Origin of the sequence: Microcoleus sp. B13-B6, assembly GCF_036705405.1 — a bacterium.
GTDB lineage: Bacteria > Cyanobacteriota > Cyanobacteriia > Cyanobacteriales > Microcoleaceae > Microcoleus.
Genome location: NZ_JAUBUJ010000039.1, coordinates 19,001 through 34,855, shown reverse-complemented (window position 1 = coordinate 34,855; position 15,855 = coordinate 19,001). Strand labels below are relative to the sequence as shown.

Genomic DNA, 15,855 nt, shown 5'->3' with positions numbered 1-15,855 from the left:
ATTTATTATCGGTGAACCCGCCCCTACAAGATTTATGTTCGGTGAGGGAAAGATTATCTTAGCGAACCGTGACTTTATACGTTAGTTTAAAGGGTTTAAAATTAGCTTTATTTTTGGCGGTTCCGCTCAATTCAAGTTCGTAAATTCCAGCCTTGGGAAACACGATATCACCTCCCGGAATCCCTTGATATTTCTCCGCAGATATGGCGGTCAAAGGCGGCTGCATCAGCGGCTTATCCCCATCTTTACGATTTTTCGGATAAACCGCTAATTTGCAATTACACTGCTCTAGTGGGATAATTTGACCGCCCCTGCGAGTTAGGGCAAACCACACTCTCGCAGGCTGTCCGGCGCGGGGGTTGTGGTTGGGTTCTAGGTGAAAGGTAGCGGCTACATCTCCCGATACTTCGACTTCGTGCGCCAAAACAGAAATCGAGTTTAACTGCGGCGCACTGGGAATTGCTGCTTCAATTAGTAATCCCAAAAAAACTAACAATCCCAAACTTTTACTTTTGTTTGACAGGCGAAACATAGAAATTTTCTAGTGATAATACTGACCAAAACAAGCGCGATCGCACAAACGTAACTAACACCGCAACCACCGCTAACACCGCTGTCAGCAGTTGATTGTGCAACTTCCATTCAAAACCGCCGAGATAGTGGGAACCGATGAGTGCGGCGTGTACAGCGCACAGCAAGAAAGCTGGAACGCTTAACAGGTGAAGGATTCGCCACAGTTGGCCTAAATAATTTTGAATACGATCGCAACTTGTAACCGCCGCGGGTACCATCAACAGCAGCGACAGCATCCCAGCCGCCATTCCCAACTGATGCTGCGGCAACATAAAAGACACAGCATCAAAATTCCATCGCAGCGTATGATCCAGCATATGAAACGTGTGGGCGACTGCAAGGACAAACGCGCCCACACCCAAAGCGCGGCGATAGCGCAACAGTTGCGGTAAAAACTTGCTCACCGGACGCGCCAACAGTGCTAGCATCAAGCACAGCAGCGCTGCGTGGCCAGTAAAATCAACCATTTCATCGGTTCGCAGCAAGGTAAGAATCCCGATCGCCACCGTCACCCAACCACCCGCACGAAACAGTTGACTGCGCTTGTCCGCGCTCAATCTGCCAGCAACAAAACTCACTCCCAGCATAGTTGGCAAGGTGCCGAGTCCAAAAGCCAGCATCGTCGCCGCACCCAAAACCGAATTTCCCGTTTCCGCCGCCTTAATCTGCGCCGCATAGAGGAAACCGCAGGGAATCAAACCCCAAAGCAAACCCAAAGCAACCGGCACCCACCAGTTTTTTTGTGCCGAAAGCTTGCTCATTGCTTGTCCGACTCGATCGTGCGACATTGGGTGCAGCAGCGGCAATCTGGGCCGCAAACCCGGTTTAATTTGCACTACTCCGAACCAAATCAGCATTGTGCCCGTGAGAAGTGCGATCGCCCGTCGCAATTCGCTACCCGTACCGGCCAAAAGTCCGCCAGCAATTAACACCGAACCCAGTCCGCCAATTGCAGCACCAACCAAAGCGTAAGCAGTAATTCTCCCCAAATTTAGCAGCAAATGAAAGCGGAAAGCAGCTAATTTATCGTTGCGGGAATTAGAAAGAGAAAACGCCATTGTCAGCGGGCCGCACATCCCGGCGCAGTGCCCGAAACTACCGAGAAATCCCAAAGTGCTAATTAGCAGCAGGTCTAACATTTTGAGTCATACGATTTTAGATTTTAGATTTTAGATTTTAGATTTGTTTTTACTGCTTACCTATTACCCAATGCCCCATGCCCAATGCCCAATGCCCCATGCCCCATGCCCCATGCCCCATGCCCCATGCCCCATGCCCCATGCCCCATGCCCAATTACCCATTTTGAATGCCGATCGCTAAAATTCCCAAAATTTTATCAACCTGATTCAAAAAATACTCCAATAAATCTATTTGAACTGATTGCCCTTCCAGCATTAAAAACTTCCAAATTTCTCCCGTTGTCACCACCCCATAAATCCTCGATACCTGATTTCCCTCCCGTTCGTTAAACAGTTGAGCTGCATACATTTCCGCTACGCACTGACCCAACCCAGCATTAATATTTTCCTTTTTAGCCTCAACGATTAAAATCGCCGGCGCGCTAACAATCAGGAACTCTACCGATCGACTGATCAGAAAATCGCAACTGCCGTTTAATCCCAAGTCGCTGTCAACCGTAAAATCAACTCCCGAAAACAAACTAATGCGATCGGGAAACTGTTTGGTAAGTTCGAGTAAAATCGGCGTAATAATCATTTCTGAGCGTGATTTTTCCGTATTACTCGCCAGAGCAAAAGGAACATTATAAGCTAAAGTTTCTGTTAAATGATTGCTGCATTCTAAAGCAGGTACGGCCGAAAACAAATCTTGCCTCTGCGAAATCGTTAAATTCAAAGCTTTTTTGACGCTTGCCAAACTAAAATCGCTGTAAGCCATACATTTTACCCTTGATTTTTCACTTTCTTAGGACTTACGCAATTGACACATATAGCAGGGTGCGTCTGAGGTCTAAACCCTTAATAATCGCTCTATCACGACAGCCTGACGCACCCTACAAGTCTAATAACTAATGACTAATGACTAATAATATCATGTCCGCTCGATTGACCATAATATCCGGGCAGGGCGGGTTTTTGAGATGGGAGATTATTGGCAGATATTGTTGGTGAACCCGCCCCTACCTGATGAAGGGTAATCGACCGGATATGATATAACTAATGACTAATGACTAATGACTAATGACTAATGACTAATGACTAATGACTAATGACTAATGACTAATAACTAATGACTAATGACTAATAACTAATGACTAATGACTAATAACTAATGACTAATGACTAATGACTACTTTTGTGCTGGATGCGCCGCCGCCGGCGAAGCTGCACCCATTTGATTTATAGCAGCAATTAGCTGATAAAGCCGCCCCAAATCCCGCTGGTTGAAATGCAAAACTAGGCGCGGCAGATCGAAAGTTGCATCTCCTATTTCGGGTTCCAAAGCTTGACTTTTTTCAATTTTTCCGGTGACAACTATATCGCTAAAATCTGTATTTAGCCGATCGACATTCTCCTCAGAAAGCTCTGTTTTCAAGCGAATTACCAGTTTTTCGCGCACGTAGCGGCAGGAGTGATAAACCAGATAAAAACTACCGATCGCCTCGCAAGCGACATTTACATCGTCAGTAATCGTATACAGGCTGCGATCGTCGGCTGAAATCAAACCCCGACCCCGCAATTGTTTTTGCACAAAATAATTCCAATCAAGCCAATAATCTCCTCCCGGTCGATCGATCAATACCACAGGAGCCGGCCCGAACTTGCCAGTTTGAGTCAAAGTCAGACACTCAAAAGCCTCGTCCAGAGTGCCGAAACCGCCCGGAAACAGAGCTAAAGCATCGCTCTCCCGGAGAAAAAATAACTTACGAGTGAAAAAATATTTAAAATTGAGCAATTTGGGATCGCCGGCAATGAAAGGATTAGAACTCTGCTCGAAAGGTAACTGAATGTTCAGCCCAAAAGAACGTTCCGCAGTCGCCCCCTCGTTCCCCGCCTGCATAATTCCCCCGCCGCCGCCAGTAATCACCATAAACCCCTGCTGGGCGATCGCCCGCGAAAAGTCTCTGGCCATCAAATATTCCGCAGATTGCGGTGACACCCTCGCCGAACCAAAAATCACAATTTTGCGAACGTGTCGGTAAGGATAAAACATCTCAAAAGCGCTCTCCATATCTCGGAGCGACGCCGCAATAATCTTCAAGTCTAGGCGATCGAGATCCTCTCTGGCCATTTGCACTATAGTAGAGAGCGATCGTTCGATCCACTCAGAGTGCTTCAACATTGGCAAGCGATCGAGCAAATCCATCACTTCAGCTTGGAGGGACTCAAAACCTTGACCATACCCAGAACGAATCATGATTTTTTCCGAAATGGTAACAAATTGTCGCTACTAAAAATTAAGGGGCAAGCCAAAGTTATAAGCCAATAGCCACCCGCAAATTGCCCTGCTGGTCACTAATAACTTTTCCCGTAGCTTTGCCCCGGTTCTGAAGCGAGTTAGCTTTCGTCGCCCAAAAAGAACAGCGCGAAACCGCTCGCAGTTCAGTTAAATGTACTTTTCTAGAGTGTTGGCCAGAGTAGTTTTCGGGACGGCCCCAACCACCATATCCACCCGTGCACCGCCCTTAAATATCATCAGCGTCGGAATGCTGCGGATACCGTATTGGCTGGCCACGTTAGGATTCTCGTCGGTATTAACTTTTACTACCTTGACCTTCCCTTCATATTGCTGGGCAATTTCGTCTACGACGGGCGCCACCATCCGACAGGGCCCGCACCAGGGAGCCCAAAAATCCACTAGAACTGGAACTTCGCTATCGAGCACTTCCTGCTTAAAGGTAGAGTCGGTTACTTGCGCGGCTGCTGACATCCCTAGCCATCCTTGTAAATACTATTTCTCGGATAACAAGTTTAGCAAAAAATGTAACCACTTGCGTCAACGATTTTAACAGAAGGCTTCTGAAGGAAGAAGGAAGACGGTAGAAGGAAGAGGGAAGACGGTAGAAGGAAGAAGGGACAAGGTTTCTGAAGGAACAAGGCACTTATGTTTCCGAAGGCACTTATGTTTCCGAAGGCAGAATGGGGAGCATCTCACCTTTGCGGCCAAGCTAGAAATTGGAGTTTTGAGGCAGGAGGCAGGAGGCAGGAGGCAGAAGGAAAGAGGAAGAAGGAAGGAGCCACAAGAAGGAAGGAGCCAGAAGAAGTATTTTTACAAATATGAGATGCTCCCGCAGAATGCACTTATGTAGAAGAAAAGTTCTCCCACTCCCAGACTCTCCCACTCTCCCACTCTCCCCTCTCCGGAGCTAAAAGCCTCAGTTCTGTATCTAGTAAGCAAGAGCCAAGATTTCCGGCAAAAAAGGAACCGCCCGAACAGTAGTCCGGGCGGAGTGTGGTGTGAGGAGTGAACGGAAACATGCGTCTCCGCTTCTTCTATTGTGACATCTCCTTCTCGATAATTCCACAATATTCTGTAAATTTCGAGACTATTGAACAAATTTTGTCAAGGTATGCTGGTATTCGATCGGTAAATCTACTTACCCATGCCCAACTGCTGAGCTTTTTGATAGACTTTACCCTCAGTCAGCAGAGAAGGAGCAATTACCACTTCCACTTGCTGCATCTCCTTAATATCCTTAGCGCCCAAGGTACCCATACTAGTTTTCAGAGCTCCGAGCAAGTTGTGCGTACCGTCATCTAGCACCGCAGGCCCCCGCAAAATTTGCTCCACAGTACCCGTAGTCCCCACGCGAATGCGAGTGCCACGCGGCAAAACCGGGCTGGGAGTCGCCATCCCCCAGTGAAAGCCGCGGCCAGGAGCTTCGGCGGCCCTGGCAAAGGGCGAACCAATCATCACTCCATCGGCGCCGCAGGCAATGCACTTGCAGATATCGCCGCCGGTAATTAAACCGCCGTCAGCAATCACCGACACGTATTTGCCAGTTTCGCGATAGTAGTCGTCCCGCGCGGCGGCGCAGTCTGCTACCGCTGTGGCTTGGGGCACGCCGACACCCAATACGCCCCTAGATGTGCAAGCAGCCCCCGGCCCAATGCCCACGAGAATGCCCGCAGCGCCAGTTTTCATTAAATTCAGGGCGACTTCGTAGGTCACGCAGTTACCCAAAATTACTGGGATCGGCATCTCTTGACAGAATTGTGTCAAATCTAAAGATGAGATTGATTCAGGGGAAAGGAAAGCTGTCGAGACTACTGTTGCTTGCACAAAAAATATATCGGCTCCAGATTCAGCAACCGCCCGGCCGTATTTGCTCGCAGCAGCCGGTGTACCGCTGACGGCGGCAATCCCTCCTCCTGCTTTAATTTCTTTAATTCTGAGCTCGATTAATTCTGGCTTGATGGGTTCGGCATAGAGTTCCTGCATCAGAGAAACAAATTCGTGGTTGCCGACACTCGCGATGCGCTCTAATATTGGCTGGGGGTCGGCATAGCGGGTTTGAATTCCTTCTAGGTTGAGCACGCCCATTGCTCCCAATTCTGACAGCAAAATCGCCATGCGGACATCGACTACTCCATCCATTGCGCTGGCGATGATCGGGATTTCTCGATCGATCCCGCCAATCTGCCAGCGAGTATCTGCCAAACTCGGATCGAGCGTGCGCTGTCCTGGTACAAGCGCGATTTCATCTATGCCGTAAGCTCGGCGAGCACTTTTGCCCCGCCCAATTTCAATATTCACGCTGTTTCACTTCCACAATGTATTTAAATTAGAGTAACAAAATCGTAGCCTGTCGGCAGGTAGCGATCGCGCAAATGAGTTTAAAAAGCCTGATCTTGATTGGATTTTATGAAATCGAAGGGGATACTTTTCCTCAGCAACGGCCACGGGGAAGACGCGATTAACTGTCAAATTCTCCAAGCTTTGAGAGTATCTGGCGCGGATGTTGATGTTTCGGCCATGCCGATTGTAGGTGACGGGGCTGCTTACCGCCGATCGACCGTGCCAATTATTGGGCCCACCAGTCAAATGCCGTCTGGGGGAGTTTTTTACATGAATCCCCTGTTTTTCCTCAAAGATATTGGGGCGGGGCTGATTGCTTTGACTTGGCAGCAATTGCAGGCTGTTTGGAGGCATTCGCGCCACTGCGATTTGGTGGTGGCCACTGGGGATATTGTCGCCGGGGCGATCGCCCATGCCAGCAACCGCCCCTATATAATTTTTCTATCGGCCCATTCTAGTTATTACGAGGGGCGAGTCGATTTGGGTTTAATCTTGTGGCAGTTGCTTTGCTCAGAGAAATGTCTGGCGGTTTTTACTAGAGATGCTTTGACTGCTGCTGACTTAAACCGACAGGGTTTAAAGAAAGCTCAGTTTGTCGGCAATCCTGTCATGGACAACCTCAATTCTACGGGCAAAGATTTGCAGTTAATGCCCGGAGTTCAGACTATCGCCCTTCTCCCCGGTTCTCGCCTCCCGGAAGCCACCGACAACCTCGTTTTGCTGCTGGAACTGGTTAAAGAAATTGCTAGTAACTCTACTGTACCAGTGCAGTTTCGGGCAGCTTTAGTTCCGGCTTTAATGCCTCAATTAGAGGATATTGCGGCGCGATGCGGATGGCAAATGCGATCGGGCAAGCTCATTTTTCCAGCAATCAAACGATCTTTTTGTGAAGATAAAATAGTCGAAGTGATGTGCTGGGCCGATGCTTTCGCCGATATTTTGCAGCAGTCGAGTTTAGTAATTGGGATGACTGGAACTGCTGTAGAACAAGCTGTGGGTTTGGGAAAACCTGTAATTGCAGTACCGGGAAACGGCCCTGCTTTTACCTATAGATTTGCGGAGGCTCAAAATCGGCTTTTAGGTGATTCGGTGCAGGTTATTGGCACACAACCAGCGAATTCTGATATTATCAAGGAAGCTGCTTTGGCAGTCGATCGTACTTTGCAAGATGATAAATACTTAGCCAGTTGCATTCAAAATGGTTTAGAGAGAATGGGGCGATCGGGCAGCAGCATAAAAATTGCTAATTACGTGGCAAACTATCTGGGTTATTGATTGTGGTAGGGTGGGTCAGGTTGTAAATTTTCAAGCGCCACGAACAGTCTAATTCTGACGCACCATTTATATTATGTCCGGTCGATTACCTCTAATACGGTAGGGGCGGGTTCACAAAAAATATCTGCCAATAATTGACAATCTCTAAAACCCGCCCTTTTAATGGCTCTATCGGACATGATATTATTTCCTGGTGCGTCAGTATGAGATTGTGGATTTGTCGCGAAAATAATTGTGGCTGACGCACCCTACTGCTATTTCAACAACTCAGAAACAGTTTTAAATTCGTAACCTTTCGACTGCAAATCCTTGACAATCATCTCAGTTGCTGCTACGGTTTTCGAGCGATCGCCCCCGCCGTCGTGCATCACCACAATCGAACCAGATCGCACATTTTTAATCACCCGATTAGCGATATCTTCCGCCGTGAGTGTTTTTTCATAATCGTGGGAATCCACATCCCACATAATCAGTTTTTTGTGCATTTGGGATAGCAAATAAGACAAAACTATAAATCGCCTACCCCAAGGTGGCCGAAAACTGATACTATCTTGCTTAACCCCAACTTCCTGCAAAAGTTTGTCGGTTTTTTCAATCTCAGACAGCAAAAATTCCTGGGGTTTAAACATCATATCTTTGTGAGAGTATGAATGGTTTGCCAACTCATCTCCCCTCGCGACAATCATTTTCACGATTTCTGGATGTTTCTCAATATTGCGGCCGATTTCAAAAAAAGTTGCTTTAATTTGATAGCGGTCTAAGATATCTAAAAGCTGATTTGTATAGGGAGGATAGGGCCCATCGTCGTAGCTGAGGGCAACAACTTTTACTTCGGTATCGGCGCGGTTGATGCCGAAATAATTGTGAAATTTAGTAACTTTAATCAACAGCGATACTGCGAAAAATAACGCTATGGTGAAAAGCAGAAACTTTTGTAAAATTTTACCGATTCGCATAGCTGCACGCACTCGATCGAGAATGAAAGTGGATTTGGTCAGATTACCACAATTGGGTAACTGAATCCTTAAGGTATTTTATCATTAATTATTGTCCGTTTCGAGATTTTCGAGTTTTGGCGATCGCCCAGTAGCTAGACGCTTCAAGTGCCAGTACACTTGTACCCTACATATAGCGTAAGTAAGTCCAGAGGAAAAAAGCAATAATAAAAGATCGGGAGTTGTAGGGGCTGGTAAGGCAAGGATTTATATTCGGAGCGAGTGTACGGCTGTTCTCACCCGCTCCTCGCCATGTTATATTTATTTGTATAGTCAACTTTTTTAGGCAGCAATAATTCCCAACATGATTTCACTGCCAGATATCACAATTGTCAACCAAATCTACGACAGTGCTAATACCCTCGTATACCGGGGCCTCCTCAAATCAAATCAGCAACCTTTGATTTTGAAACTCCTCAAAGAGGATTACCCCACACCAGCCGAACTCTACCGCTATCAGCAGGAATACGAAATCACTCGCCGTCTCAACCTAGAGGAAACGATTAAAGCCTACGAACTGCGACAATACGAAAACACACAAGTCATGTTGTTGGAGGATTTTGGAGGAGAGTCCTTAAAAATCGTGCAGTCAGGTCGTCCCTATGCTGTACCAGATTTTCTCCACCTTGCCCTCCAAATCACAGATGCGTTAGGCAAAGTTCATCAAAAAAATGTCATTCACAAAGATATCAATCCATCTAATATTGTCTTGAATCCTCAAACAGGACAATTAAAAATTATTGACTTTGGCTTATCTACCATCCTCTCCCAAGAGAATCCCAGCCTCACAAGTCCTAATCTTCTAGAAGGGACATTGGCTTATATATCTCCAGAACAAACAGGCAGGATGAATCGCTTACTAGACTACCGCACCGACTTTTATTCTCTTGGCGTTACTTTCTATGAACTGCTAACCAACCAGTTGCCTTTTGAATCCGTCGATCCACTTGAGTTAGTTCATTGCCATATTGCCAAACAACCCACTCCACCTCATGAAATTAATCCAGAAATTCCCGTGACTATCTCAGAAATTGTCATGAAGTTAATGGCAAAAAATGCGGAAGATAGATATCAGAGTGCTTGGGGAATCAAGACGGATTTAAAAACTTGTCTTGATCGATTTATAAATGGTAAATTTCAACCTTTTTTCTTGGGATACCAAGATATTTCTCCTCAATTACAACTCCCTCAAAAACTGTACGGGAGAGAATCACAGATTGAGTCCTTATTGAGTGCATTTGATCGCGTAGCTTCCGGACAAGAAAAACAAGTAGGGGTTCGTTTAGCAAATAACCTGAGTAACCCAACGACAACTCAGTCACAAAATCTGCCCGTAGAGACACAAACTGAACTCATGCTAATTTCGGGATACTCTGGTATTGGGAAATCAGCTTTAGTTCAGGAATTGTATAAGCTCATCACTCAAAAAAGCGGCTACTTTATTGCAGGTAAATTTGACCAGTTGCAACGCGATATTCCCTATCAAGCTTTAGTCGCTGCCTTCCAAGAATTGGTGCGACAACTACTCACCGAAACTCCAGCGCAATTACAACAGTGGCAAGAGAAGATTCAACGCGCATTAGGAATCAACGGACAAATTATTATTGATGTTATTCCCGAAGTAGAACTGATTATTGGCAAACAGAATCCCGTCCCCGAATTGCCTGCAACCGAAGCAAGAAATCGGTTTAATTTAGCTTTTCAAAACTTTATTCAAGTTTTTTGTCAAAAAGAACATCCCCTCGTCCTATTTCTAGACGACCTTCAATGGACAGACAGCGCTACCCTGCAATTGATTCAGTTGATAATGACCGATTTTACTACTCAATATCTGTTTGTAATTGGAGCTTATCGAGATAACGAAGTCACTGCAACTCATCCTGCAATGCTGACTTTATCTGAGATAAAAAAGCAGGGAGTTGTAATTAATCATCTCTCCGTTTCACCCCTAAATTTAAACCAGGTTAATGAATTCATTGCGGATACGCTGAAAACCGATCGCACCCAGGCGCAAAAATTAGCCGATTTAGTTTGGCAAAAAACACAAGGAAATCCGTTTTTTATCAAAGAGTTTCTCAAGTCACTTTCTACCGAGCAATTGCTTAAATTTGATACTAATGCTGGGGCTTGGTATTGGGATTTAGAGCAAATTATAACTAGGAATATTACTGATAACGTTGTTGAGTTTATGGCAGATAAAATTCAAACCTTATCAGATTCAGCACAAAAAGTTTTACGATTAGCCGCTTGCATTGGCAACCAATTTGATTTGCCAACCATTTCAATTATTAATGAAAATTCTCAAAAACAAACGGCTGATGAATTGTGGAATGCTATTCAAGCAGGGTTGATATTACCCATTGGCGATGATTACAAATTCCTAAAAACAGACAGAGATACCAAGGCCTTAAAAATAATTTATAAATTTGCTCACGATCGCATCCAGCAAGCCGCCTATTCCCTAATTCCCCCAGACGACAAGCAAGCGGTTCACTGGAAAGTTGGGCAACTGTTGTTACAAAATACACCACCACAGGTACTCCAACAAAAGATTTTTGATATTGTCAATCAACTCAACTTCAGTATAGAAGCAATTGACGTTCAGTTAGAAAAAGATAAACTTGCTCAATTAAATCTGATTGCTGGCAAAAAAGCGAAGGCATCAGCAGCTTGGAAACCGGCCTGGAATTACTTAAGCATTGGTATAAATTGCCTGAGTGCAGATAGTTGGCTTCGTCAGTATGACCTAAGTCTAGCACTGTATGTGGAAACAGTAGAAGCTGCTATCTTGAGTGGCCATGTTGAGGAAATGGAAAAATTGGCTAACCTAGTGCTTCAACAAGCTACTTCATTGCTGGACAAAGTGAAAGTCTATGAAGTCAAGATTCAAGCTTATACAGCACAAAACAAACCTCTGGAAGCTATAGATACGGCACTTTTTGTATTAAAGCTGTTGGGGATTCGCTTTCCCAAGAAGCCAAATAAATTAGATATTATCATTGCACTCGCCAGGACAAAGATCGGGCTAGCAGGGAAACGAATCGAGGACTTGATCGACCTGCCAGAAATGACTGATCCTGACAAGATAGCCGCCATGCGTATCTTATCAATTATGTTTTCTGCTGCCTATTTCGCCACACCAGAATTGTTTCCGCTGATAGTGTTTAAACAGGTTAATTTATCAGTTCAACATGGTAATACTCCTGTGTCATCCTATGCTTATGCTACCTACGGACTAATTCTTTCGGGAGAAGGCGTCAACGATGTTAACTCCGGCTATAAATTTGGGAAACTTGCTCTCTTGTTAGTCGATAAATTCAAGGCAACAAAACTTAAATCTCGGACATTATTTATCTTTAATTACTTTATTAGACATTGGCACGAGCATATTAGGGAAAGCTTAACCCCTTTGCTAGATGCTTACTTGATTGGACGGGAAACCGGAGATTTAGAATATGCGACTTTTTCAGCCGGCGCATACTGCTACTATTCCCTGGTAGCGGGCAAGGAACTGACAAGGCTGGAACGCGAGATGGCTATGTACAGTAACGCTTTCCGGCAATTCAATCAAGAAACATTTTTTTATTACAATCAACTCCAGCGGCAGGTCGTATTGAACTTAATGGGTCGGGCTGAAGATAAGTGCCGTTTAATCGGTGAAAGCTATGATGAAATAAAAATGCTGCCCATTCATTTGGCGGCGAATACTACAAATATTTGTCACTCCATCTATTTTTTTAAATTATACCTCGGCTATCTTTTCCAAGACTATCAGCAAGCCCTGGAAAATGCCGCCTTGGTCGAAAAAAATATAAACAGTGCTGTGGGATCTATTCCTCTTTCTCATTTTTACAATTCCCTTACTCATCTTGCTATATATTTTGATGTTTCTAAAATTGAGCAAAAACAAATCCTGAAAAAGGTTGAATCCAATCAGAAAAAGATCCAGAAATGGGCGCACTTTGCTCCGATGACTCACCTCCATAAATTCTATCTAGTGGAGGCAGAACGATATCGAGTTTTGGGTGAAAATTCTAGGGCGATCGACTACTACGATCGCGCTATTGCCTTAGCCAAAGAACATGAGTACCTGAACGAAGAGGCTTTGGCTAATGAACTGGCAGCCAAATTCTACATCGCTTGGGGAAAAGAGCAAGTTGCCCAAGCCTATATGACAAATGCTTACTACTGTTATTTACGTTGGGGCGCAACAGCTAAAATGACAGATTTGAAACGACAGTACCCACAACTTTTAAAGCGTTTTACGACAGCCAATACGTCCATAGATTCGCGCAACAGCCTGTCTAATACTTATGGCAGCACTTCAGGTGAAACCCTGGATTTGGCAGCATTGATGAAAGCATCTGGGGCAATTGCCAGTGAAATTGAGTTGGATAAACTCCTCACGACTTTGATGAAAATCCTGCTAGAAAGCTGCGGGGCACAAATTGGCTATCTAATTTTAGAGTCTCAAGGACAACTGCGAGTCGAAGCGTCAGGTGAGGCTAACTCAGATCGGGTGATGGTTTTGCAATCGACTCCAATAGAAACCTGCCTGCCTTTGTCGATTATTCACTATGTTGAAAGGACTCAGGAAGGACTGATTGAAAACAATGTTGCCCGTGAAGGCAGATTTACCCAAGATGCTTATATCAAAACACAGCAGCCCAAGTCTATCCTTTGCGCCCCTCTGCTCAATCAAGGGCAATTAATTGGCATTGTTTACTTGGAAAATAATTTAGCAGATGGCGTCTTTACACCCGATCGCCTGGAAGTGATTCAATTGCTTTCAACTCAGGCGGCGATCGCCCTTACTAACGCCAGACTCTATACTCAAGTACGATCGACGCAAAATCGCCAGAATAAATTCCTTAATGCCATTCCTTTTGGCATATCCGTTCACGACGCCAAAGGACAACTGGTTTACGCCAATCCCGTCTCACAGGAGTTACTGAATATTCAAGATTTACCCAAAGCCGCAATCGATCAACTCTCAAAAACCTATCACATTTATCGGGCAGGGACAGGGGAGGTGTATCCAGTGGAAGAGTTGCCCTTGGTGCGATCGCTTGGCGGTGAAAAAACATGGGCGGATGATTTGGAACTGCACTACAGTGAGCGAATCGTTCCCTTAGAAGTAACCAGCACGCCAATTTTGGATGACACGGGTAATGTAGAATATGCGATCGTAGCTTTTCAAGATATAAGCGAACGTAAGCAGGCACAGATTACACTCATTGAAAATGTTCGCTTAGAACAGGAAATTCGCGAGCGCAAAAAAACAGAAGAGGCTCTGCAGCAGAGCGAGGCACGCTACCTTGGTATTCTGGAAGACCAGACAGAACTGATTGCCCGGTATCTGCCAGATGGTACCGTTACCTTTGTCAATGAAGGCTTCTGTCGATTTTTTGGACTGACAAGGGAACAACTCATCGGGCATCACTACGCACCTGTCGTGTTTGAGGAAGACCGCGAATATGTAACCCGAGTCGTCAATTCCATTAGCCAAGAAAATCCCGTTGTCACAATTGAAAATCGGGTGATTGTTAGCTCCCAAGTGCGTTGGACGCAGTGGGTTAACCGAGCGATATTTGATGATTCCGGTTGCATTGTTGAATTCCAGGCGGTAGGACGAGATATCAGCGCTCGCAAAAAAGCCGAAGCAGAACTCGAGCAAGCAAAAGACGCTGCTGAAGCTGCCAACAAAGCTAAAAGCACTTTTCTTGCCAACATGAGTCATGAATTGCGAACTCCCCTCAACGCCATTATCGGCTTTTCTCAACTGATGAATCACGATACTAATCTGTTAACTGAACAAAAAGAGAACCTTAACATTATTTATCGGAGTGGAAATCATTTATTATCTCTAATTAATGAGGTACTTGACCTTTCCAAAGTAGAAGCGGGACGCATGACTCTATCGGAAACTAACTTTGATATTCATCAATTACTAGCTGATGTCGAGGAGATGTTTGCGTTAAAAGCCAAATATCAAGGCTTACAATTACTGTTTGAATGTGCGACCGAAGTTCCTAAATATATCTATGCTGATGAAGTTAAGTTGCGGCAAGTGCTGATTAATTTAATCAGTAATGCCATTAAGTTTACTCCTTCGGGAAGCGTATCTGTAGAACTAAAAAGTAAACAGGCCAAAACCCAAAGTGAAGCCCAAACACAAATAACCACAAACCAACAACAAACAACCATTATCTTTGAAATAAAAGATACCGGACTTGGCATCGCTGCAGACGAACTAGAGAAACTATTCAAACCCTTCGTACAAACAGCATCAGGTCAAAAAGTGCAGCAAGGAACCGGATTAGGACTGACGATTAGCCGTCAATTTGTCCGCTTGATGGGAGGTGAAATCACCGTTATCAGCGGCGGCAAAGCTTTCACCCCTGGAATGCCTCTCAAGGAATTTTTAGAAGACACAACGGGCACAACATTTAAATTTGACATTCCTGTGGGCATCGCTGATGCCAGCACAATTCAAAACCAACCCTACCATCGTCGCGTCGTTGCCCTCGCCCCTAACCAGCCCCAATATCGCATCCTAGTGGTGGACGATCGAGATTACAATCGGCAACTGTTAGTTAAACTCCTCAAACCTGTTGGTTTTGAGGTGGAAGAAGCGAGTAACGGTATTGAAGCGATCGCACTTTGGGACTCCTACTCACCGCATCTGATCTGGATGGACATGAGAATGCCCATTATGGATGGTTATGAAGCCACGAAACAGATTAAAGGCACTATCAAAGGTCAAGCTACGGCTGTTATTGCCCTGACAGCTAGCGTGTGGGAAGAAGAAAAGGCAGTTATTTTATCGGCTGGGTGTGATGATTTTGTGCGAAAACCGTTCCACACAGAAGCCCTTTTTGACATCCTGGCTAAACATTTGGGGGTCGATTATATTTATCAGGAGCAAGACCTACCCTCTCCCCCTTCTAATGTGACTGGAGAACCGTTAAATTTCACTGATTTATTAGCAGCGATGTCAAAAGAATGGATAGTAAAATTATATGAAGCAGCTATTGACGCGGATGCGGAATTAGTTTTTCAACTCCTAAAGGAGATTCCTGAATCTCACACTTTCGAGCTTCAAACTCTCAGAAATTGGGTGACGAAGTTTCAGTTTGAGAAGATTCTGGATTTAACTGAACCATTGGTTGGTGAATATTGATATAGCAGATTGCAGGTTTATGAAGTATACCGCGCGATCGATCCCCCCTAGCCCCCCTTCTTAAGGGGGGG

General features: G+C 45.1%; 10 protein-coding genes. 3 read left to right on the top strand and 7 right to left on the bottom strand.

The genetic code is table 11. The annotated features are described in order from the left end of the window. Positions 1-58 precede the first annotated feature (58 nt). The 5 genes from QUB35_RS18635 to trxA form a co-directional block, all read right to left on the bottom strand. Positions 59-532 (bottom strand): hypothetical protein, encoded by a 474-nt coding sequence (locus tag QUB35_RS18635; RefSeq protein ID WP_333143264.1) that lies wholly within the window; start codon positions 530-532, stop codon positions 59-61. Then, positions 507-1,712, bottom strand: a complete 1,206-nt coding sequence (locus tag QUB35_RS18630; protein WP_333143263.1) for an urease accessory protein UreH domain-containing protein — start codon at positions 1,710-1,712, stop codon at positions 507-509. The genes QUB35_RS18635 and QUB35_RS18630 overlap by 26 nt, the downstream gene beginning before the upstream one ends. Before the next feature lie 155 nt (positions 1,713-1,867). Beyond that, positions 1,868-2,470, bottom strand: a complete 603-nt coding sequence (locus QUB35_RS18625; protein ID WP_333143262.1) for a hypothetical protein — start codon at positions 2,468-2,470, stop codon at positions 1,868-1,870. A 411-nt stretch (positions 2,471-2,881) separates the two neighbouring features. Continuing rightward, positions 2,882-3,949 (bottom strand): LOG family protein, encoded by a 1,068-nt coding sequence (locus QUB35_RS18620; protein ID WP_333143261.1) that lies wholly within the window; start codon positions 3,947-3,949, stop codon positions 2,882-2,884. Positions 3,950-4,138: 189 nt separating this feature from the next. Further along, the gene (gene trxA / locus QUB35_RS18615) at positions 4,139-4,462 is read right to left on the bottom strand and encodes a thioredoxin (RefSeq protein WP_333143260.1); all 324 of its coding nucleotides are present in this window, start codon (positions 4,460-4,462) and stop codon (positions 4,139-4,141) included. A 174-nt stretch (positions 4,463-4,636) separates the two neighbouring features. On the opposite strand from trxA, the gene QUB35_RS18610 reads away from it, so the two are divergent. After that, on the top strand, positions 4,637-4,813 hold the full coding sequence (locus tag QUB35_RS18610) for a hypothetical protein (RefSeq protein WP_333143259.1): 177 nt from the start codon (positions 4,637-4,639) through the stop codon (positions 4,811-4,813). A gap of 312 nt (positions 4,814-5,125) precedes the next feature. Here QUB35_RS18610 and QUB35_RS18605 read toward each other — a convergent pair whose 3' ends face one another. Beyond that, positions 5,126-6,289, bottom strand: a complete 1,164-nt coding sequence (locus QUB35_RS18605) for a GuaB3 family IMP dehydrogenase-related protein (RefSeq protein WP_333143258.1) — start codon at positions 6,287-6,289, stop codon at positions 5,126-5,128. A gap of 108 nt (positions 6,290-6,397) precedes the next feature. Here QUB35_RS18605 and QUB35_RS18600 point away from each other — a divergent pair, with 108 nt between their 5' ends. Beyond that, the gene (locus tag QUB35_RS18600; RefSeq protein ID WP_333143257.1) at positions 6,398-7,606 is read left to right on the top strand and encodes a lipid-A-disaccharide synthase-related protein; all 1,209 of its coding nucleotides are present in this window, start codon (positions 6,398-6,400) and stop codon (positions 7,604-7,606) included. A 254-nt stretch (positions 7,607-7,860) separates the two neighbouring features. Here QUB35_RS18600 and QUB35_RS18595 read toward each other — a convergent pair whose 3' ends face one another. After that, entirely contained in the window at positions 7,861-8,562 is a 702-nt protein-coding gene (locus QUB35_RS18595) for a polysaccharide deacetylase family protein (protein ID WP_333143256.1), read from the bottom strand. A 343-nt stretch (positions 8,563-8,905) separates the two neighbouring features. Between QUB35_RS18595 and QUB35_RS18590 the strand changes: the two genes are divergently transcribed. Then, positions 8,906-15,784 carry an AAA family ATPase gene (locus tag QUB35_RS18590; protein ID WP_333143255.1) on the top strand — a complete coding sequence of 2,293 codons (6,879 nt, stop codon included), beginning with the start codon at positions 8,906-8,908 and terminating at the stop codon, positions 15,782-15,784. The last annotated feature ends 71 nt before the right edge of the window (positions 15,785-15,855 follow it).